General features: G+C 66.9%; 7 protein-coding genes. 3 read left to right on the top strand and 4 right to left on the bottom strand.

The features are described from left to right. On the top strand, window positions 1-653 hold a 653-nt coding region (locus tag ETD96_RS42350), incomplete at its 5' end, for a fumarylacetoacetate hydrolase family protein (RefSeq protein ID WP_138642113.1). Between the two features lie 3 nt (window positions 654-656). Here ETD96_RS42350 and ETD96_RS42345 read toward each other — a convergent pair. Then, a complete protein-coding gene (locus ETD96_RS42345; protein ID WP_138642112.1) occupies window positions 657-929 on the bottom strand; it encodes a hypothetical protein in 273 nt (90 codons plus the stop codon). 92 nt (window positions 930-1,021) lie between these two features. Next, a complete protein-coding gene (locus ETD96_RS42340; protein ID WP_138642111.1) occupies window positions 1,022-1,303 on the bottom strand; it encodes a hypothetical protein in 282 nt (93 codons plus the stop codon). Window positions 1,304-1,516: 213 nt separating this feature from the next. Here ETD96_RS42340 and ETD96_RS42335 point away from each other — a divergent pair, with 213 nt between their 5' ends. Both ETD96_RS42335 and ETD96_RS47830 read left to right on the top strand, forming a co-directional pair. Continuing rightward, on the top strand, window positions 1,517-2,167 hold the full coding sequence (locus tag ETD96_RS42335; RefSeq protein WP_138642110.1) for a DUF5753 domain-containing protein: 651 nt from the start codon (window positions 1,517-1,519) through the stop codon (window positions 2,165-2,167). Then, on the top strand, window positions 2,164-2,490 hold the full coding sequence (locus ETD96_RS47830; RefSeq protein WP_138642109.1) for a DUF397 domain-containing protein: 327 nt from the start codon (window positions 2,164-2,166) through the stop codon (window positions 2,488-2,490). The genes ETD96_RS42335 and ETD96_RS47830 overlap by 4 nt, the downstream gene beginning before the upstream one ends. 212 nt (window positions 2,491-2,702) lie before the next feature. Here ETD96_RS47830 and ETD96_RS42325 read toward each other — a convergent pair whose 3' ends face one another. Both ETD96_RS42325 and ETD96_RS42320 read right to left on the bottom strand, forming a co-directional pair. After that, window positions 2,703-3,053: a helix-turn-helix domain-containing protein gene (locus ETD96_RS42325; RefSeq protein WP_138642108.1), complete on the bottom strand. Its 351-nt coding sequence runs from the start codon at window positions 3,051-3,053 to the stop codon at window positions 2,703-2,705. After that, window positions 3,050-3,373 (bottom strand): type II toxin-antitoxin system RelE/ParE family toxin, encoded by a 324-nt coding sequence (locus tag ETD96_RS42320; protein ID WP_205719738.1) that lies wholly within the window; start codon window positions 3,371-3,373, stop codon window positions 3,050-3,052. The genes ETD96_RS42325 and ETD96_RS42320 overlap by 4 nt, the downstream gene beginning before the upstream one ends. Window positions 3,374-3,890 lie beyond the last annotated feature (517 nt).

Below are 3,890 nucleotides of genomic sequence, written 5' to 3'. Positions count from 1 at the left end.
GGCGGAAGGGCCAGAAGTGTATAAGAGACAGGGTCGCGATCGGGCTGAACTACGCCGACCACGCGGCGGAGACCGGCTTCGAGCCACCGAAGGACCTGCCGCCGGTATTCACGAAGTTCGCCTCGTCCATCACCGGCCCGTACGGCGAGGTCGGCCTGCCGGACGGCGGCCACACCGACTGGGAGGTGGAGGTCGTCGCGGTCATCGGCCGCCCGGCGCACCGCGTCTCCGCCGGCCGGGCCTGGGACCACGTCGCCGGCCTCACGGTCGGCCAGGACCTCTCGGAACGGATCCTGCAGTTCACCGGCGAGGCCCCGCAGTTCGGGTTCGCCAAGTCGTACCCGGGCTTCGCGCCGATCGGCCCCTGGCTCGTCACCCTCGACGAAATCCCGAACCGCGACGACCTCGGGCTCGGCTGCTCGATCGACGGCGAGACGGTACAGGACGGCCGCACGTCCAAGCTGATCTTCTCGATCCCCCGCACGATCGCGAAGCTGTCGGAGGTGCTCACCCTGCACCCCGGCGACGTCATCTTCACCGGCACCCCGGACGGCGTCGGCCTCGGCCGCACCCCCCAGCGCTTCCTGCGATCCGGAGAGACACTGCGCACCTGGGTAGAAGGCATCGGCGAGATGGAGCACACCTTCCGCTAACTCTCAGAGCCCCTGTCGAAGAGCGACTCTTGGCCGTCCCTCCACTCTCTCCGCGATCTGGGCGATGAGGGCATCCGTGGTGGCGGCTTCCAGCAGGCGGCCCACCGGCGGGGTCGGCACGTAGGCCCACCACCGGCGTGTGTGGAGACCCCACCAGCAGTGGACGCCGGGGAAGTGCTCCTCGATGTTCGCGATGGTGGACGGCCGCACGGTGTCGGCCGACTGGTGGGGCGAGCGGTGGAGCGGCGCGGCCGGTGCGCCCGGGGGGACGCTCACAGGACGCGCCGCTCTCACCTCCCCCCATGGGACCGCGCCGGGGGTCGCGGTCCCCTCCGGTGGCCGGCCCGCGTCGTGGTGCGGCCGTTCCGTCACCGGAGTCCCTTGCGCGCGGCGGCCCGCTCGGCCTCAACGCGCAGTGCCTTGCGAAGCGCGGCGGCGTCCGAGCAGATCACGGTCGGGTCGATCCCGGCGGACGGGTCGTGCAGGCTGGCCACCCAGTCGCCCAGCCGCCCGTCCCAGCGCACCGCCCGCCAGATCCGGTGACCCGTGAATTCGCTGCGAAGACGATCAAGGTGTTGATCCTCAAGATCGTGTCGCCCATTCATGATCGCCTCCGCTTCGTTGCGTTTTCCCAGGACAAGAATGAACAAGGCGAGTTATCTTCGCTACGTTCGTCCAGGAAAAACAACAACGGGGAGTTGGCGGTGAGTGCCCGAGACTCGCTCGATCCAGCTGGTTCGCTATGGGACCTCATAGCGGTTCAGCTGCGGAGACACCGCGAAGAGCGCAAAATGTCCGGATCAAAGTTGGGGCAACTTCTCGATCTTGATAGGTCGAGTGTTTCGCGCCTTGAATCCGGCGGGATGAAGCTCCAGCTCAAGCATGCGAAGATCCTCGACCGGGAGTGGGACACGGGCGGTTTGTTCACCTTTCTGGTGGGATTCGCCATCGCCGGTCACAACACCGAGTGGTTCAAGGCCCATGCCGAGATGGAGTTGCGCGCCGGGGAATTGCGGATCTGGGAACTCTCCTGCATCCCAGGCCTGTTCCAAACAGAGGACTACGCCCGAGCACTGTTCGAGTCAGGCAATTCGCCGGACATCGAGACCGGTATCGCAAATCGGATGAAACGTCAGGAGGTGCTGAACCGCAAGCCCGGCCCGATCACGCGCGTCTTCCTCGACCAGGGCGTACTTGACCAGCCGGTCGGCGGCCGCGACGTCATGCGCGCCCAGCTTGCCGTGCTCTTGGAGTGGACCAGGCACCCGAACATCACCATTCGGGTCGTGCCGAGAAGCGTAGGCGCACACATGGGGCGAGATGGCTCATTCAAGATCATGACGGTCGGAAACGCCGATATCGCCTATACCGAAGCCTGCGGCGGTGGGAGACTGGTCATGGACGCGGACGAGGTACGGTCCTTCCGCCTGCGATTCGACCGCATCAGCGACCGGGCGTCGCCGGTCGACGCCTCGATCGACCTGATCAAGCGAGTGATGGAGGAGTTCAGTTGACTCCCGTTTGGCGCAAGTCCAGCCGGAGCGGCACGTCCACCCATAGCGACTGCGTGGAGGTTGCACACCTCTGGTGTAAGTCCAGCCACAGCGGAAGCGACCCCGCTAAGCAGGACTGTGTGGAGGTCGCGCAGCTCTGGCGTAAGGCCAGCCACAGTGGAAGTTCGTCCGGCCAGAGTGACTGCGTGGAGGTCGCGCAGCTCACTGCCAAGGTCGGTGTGCGTGATTCCAAGGCCCCCGAGGCTCCCCATCTGGTGTTCGACGTCGCCGACTGGCGCAGGTTCGCCGACCGGGTGAAGCGCGGGGAGCACGACCTGGCCTGACCACCCCCCAGTGTTGTACGCGAGCCCTCGTCCCGATCCGGGGCAGGTGCCAATCCCCTGAAAGTGTGGAGACTGGTTATTCTCCGTACACCAGCACGTACGTGACCCCCGCAAGGCTGGCAGCGAGGCGGCTGGCTCTGCACGCGCCGCATCCGGCCCGCTTGCCCGGCCAAGCGGGCCGGTGTGCTGGCCGAGCAACAGGTGCCGGGTCCTCATGCGGTGGCGAGTAGTTCGGTCTCCGCCGCGCCGGCGTCGCCTTCCCCGACGATGACCCGGAATCGCAAGCCGAGGGCGTGTCCGAGCCGGTTGAGAACGGCCAGGGTCGGAACGCCTCCACCGCCGGATTCGATGCGGGATACGGCGGGCTGACGCATCCCGGCGCGGCGGGCCAGTTCGGTCTGGGACATGCCCAGCTCGGTGCGCCGGGCATAGATGGCGCGGCCGAGGGCGAGCGCCAGGTGCGCCTCCTCGTGGGCGAGCCGGTACTCGTCGGTGTCTCGCTTGGCGGCCAGGCCAGGATGATCCGCGAGAAGAACGTGCGGGCTGGTCCGCTGGCTGCTCATCGCCCCTCCGGAGTCTCGATGATGCTGATGATCTGGTCGGTGTCGTGTTCGGCTTCGCAGATCTTCTGCGCTTGTTTGGCCCGTCTCACCTGAGCGTGCTCGGCGTCGCGGGTCTTGCGGAACACCGTCAACAGCACGATCCGGTCGTGCCCGGGGAACCAGTAGGTGATCCGGATGTCCTTGGGGTGGAGATTGATCCGCAGCTCCCACACGTGGTCGCCGAGAGGCCGGGACAGGGGCATGCCGAGGCCGGTGCCTTCCATCGCGAGCAAGCCGCACACGGCGTCCACCCGCGCCAGCTGAACGGGCGTGAGCGACACGAGCCAGTCGACGACTTACGCCTCGGCCTGGATCTCGAACAACCCCATGCATCTCATGTTATAACGAGTGCGCCCCTCAAGACCTGGCCGACCACGCGGATTGAGTTCGACGATGGGCCGTCCTGCCAGCCGACCGAGATGAGTCCGTTGACTGATCGGCTTGGTACGAGCAGGCCATCCCCCATGCTGACCGGAAACTAACGATGGACGCTGGGCATGCGGGAGCGGGGCCCTGGCCGGTGGCTGGATCAGGGTCTGCTTCTGCGTGTCCGGGTTCAGGCGGCGACGAGAGAGACTGAGAAGCCGAGTGACCGTCCCCCCGTGTTGTGGGCGAGCCCTCGTCCCGCAGCGGGCGAGGGCTTGCGCCTTGTCAGAACAGGTCCCAGAAATCGGGGCGTTGGCGCATCTGGTCTGCGGTCTCTTCCAGGATGATCTGGCCGGGTCGCCGGCTTCGCCCGCCGGGTCGTACCTCCGGGGGAGGGGATCGGCCCGTGAGGGGGATCTCGGGGGGCGGTGC

Origin of the sequence: Actinomadura geliboluensis (genome assembly GCF_005889745.1) — a bacterium.
In the GTDB taxonomy this organism is placed as follows: domain Bacteria; phylum Actinomycetota; class Actinomycetes; order Streptosporangiales; family Streptosporangiaceae; genus Spirillospora; species Spirillospora geliboluensis.
This window is presented reverse-complemented; position numbering and strand designations above follow the sequence as displayed.